The following is a 1,283-nucleotide window of genomic DNA, read 5'->3' on the forward strand; positions in this document are numbered from 1 at the left end:
TGAGGTTCCCCCGCATTGTTGGAGGGCGGGGATATCAGGTTCCAGCCGGAACCGGGTGATGGTAGCTCGCTTCGAACTCATCCGGCGATCGCCAACCCAGCTTCTTCTGGATGCGCTGGCTGTTGTACCAGCCATCGATATAGGCGAACAGGGCGTTCTCGGCCTCGACCCGAGTCCGCCAGGCCCGGCGATAAACCAACTCGGTCTTCAACGTGGAGAAGAAGTTCTCCATCAACGCATTGTCGTAGCTGTCGCCGACCGATCCCATCGACTGAGCGATCCCGTTGTCTGCCAACCGGTTAGCGAAACGAATCGCTGTGTAGGTCGAGCCCCTGTCGCTGTGATGAATCAACTCACCGTCACGGATATCGCGGCTCCAGACCGCGAACTCGAGTGCACCCAGCACCAGCTCGGTGTCGCAGCGGTCCGAGGTTTTCCAGCCCACGATCCGGTTGGAGAATGCGTCCCGCACCGCTGCCAGCCAGAACGCGCCCTGTCCGCACGGGATCCTGGTCGCGTCGGCCACCCATAATCGGTTGGGCCGGTCCGCGGTGAAGACCCGTTCGACCAGGTCCGGTGCCGGCGCTGCCCGTGGATCGGTTCGTGTCGAGGCGATGCGCCACCGTTTCCGCAGGAAAGCGCCCTGCAACCCGGCGCCACGCATCACCCGTTCCACCCGTTTGCGGCCGACCGAGATGCCGCGGCGGGCCAGCATCGCGTGCACGCGGGGAGAGCCATAGGTGCCGCCGGAGCTGGTATGGATATCGACGATCTCGGCCAGCAAGGCTTCGTCCGCGATCTGCCGCGCCGAGGGCTGTTCCAGGCGTTTGCACCACCAGTAATAGGTCGACGAGGCGATGCCGAGGACCCGCAATACGAGCTCGACCGGGTGCCCGCTGTCCTTGACGAACCGCACGATCACCTCCGGGTCTGGCCGAGCTCCGAGGCGAAATACGCACTCGCAGAACGAAGGATGTCGTTGACCCGCTCCAACTCGGCGACCTGTTTGCGCAGCCGCTTGTTCTCCTCGGCCAGATCGGACGCCTGCGGCTCGGGCCGTTGACCGGTGTCGGCTTGGCGGATCCAGTTCCGCAGCGCCTCGTGATGGACCCCCAACTGCTGGGCAAGTTTGCGGATCGTCGGTTTCGGGTCCGACTCCAGATACAGCCGGACCGCTCGAGCCTTCAGCTCGTCCGGGTATTTCTTCGGTGCTGCCACGCGGGGCTCCTTCCCGGTCCTATCGGACCATGCTCAGAGCCCTCCAAGGAAGCGGGGGAACCTCA

The 1,283-nt window shown here is 64.3% G+C and carries 2 protein-coding genes; both read right to left on the bottom strand.

The genetic code is table 11. The features are described from left to right. Positions 1–34 precede the first annotated feature (34 nt). Positions 35–916: an IS3 family transposase gene (locus ON22_RS26640; RefSeq protein WP_033247767.1), complete on the bottom strand. Its 882-nt coding sequence runs from the start codon at positions 914–916 to the stop codon at positions 35–37. Positions 917–918: 2 nt separating this feature from the next. Further along, positions 919–1,218 carry a transposase gene (locus ON22_RS26645; protein ID WP_033247766.1) on the bottom strand — a complete coding sequence of 100 codons (300 nt, stop codon included), beginning with the start codon at positions 1,216–1,218 and terminating at the stop codon, positions 919–921. Positions 1,219–1,283 lie beyond the last annotated feature (65 nt).

This window comes from Nocardia carnea NBRC 14403 (genome assembly GCF_000308515.1).
GTDB classification, from domain to species: Bacteria; Actinomycetota; Actinomycetes; order Mycobacteriales; family Mycobacteriaceae; genus Nocardia; species Nocardia carnea.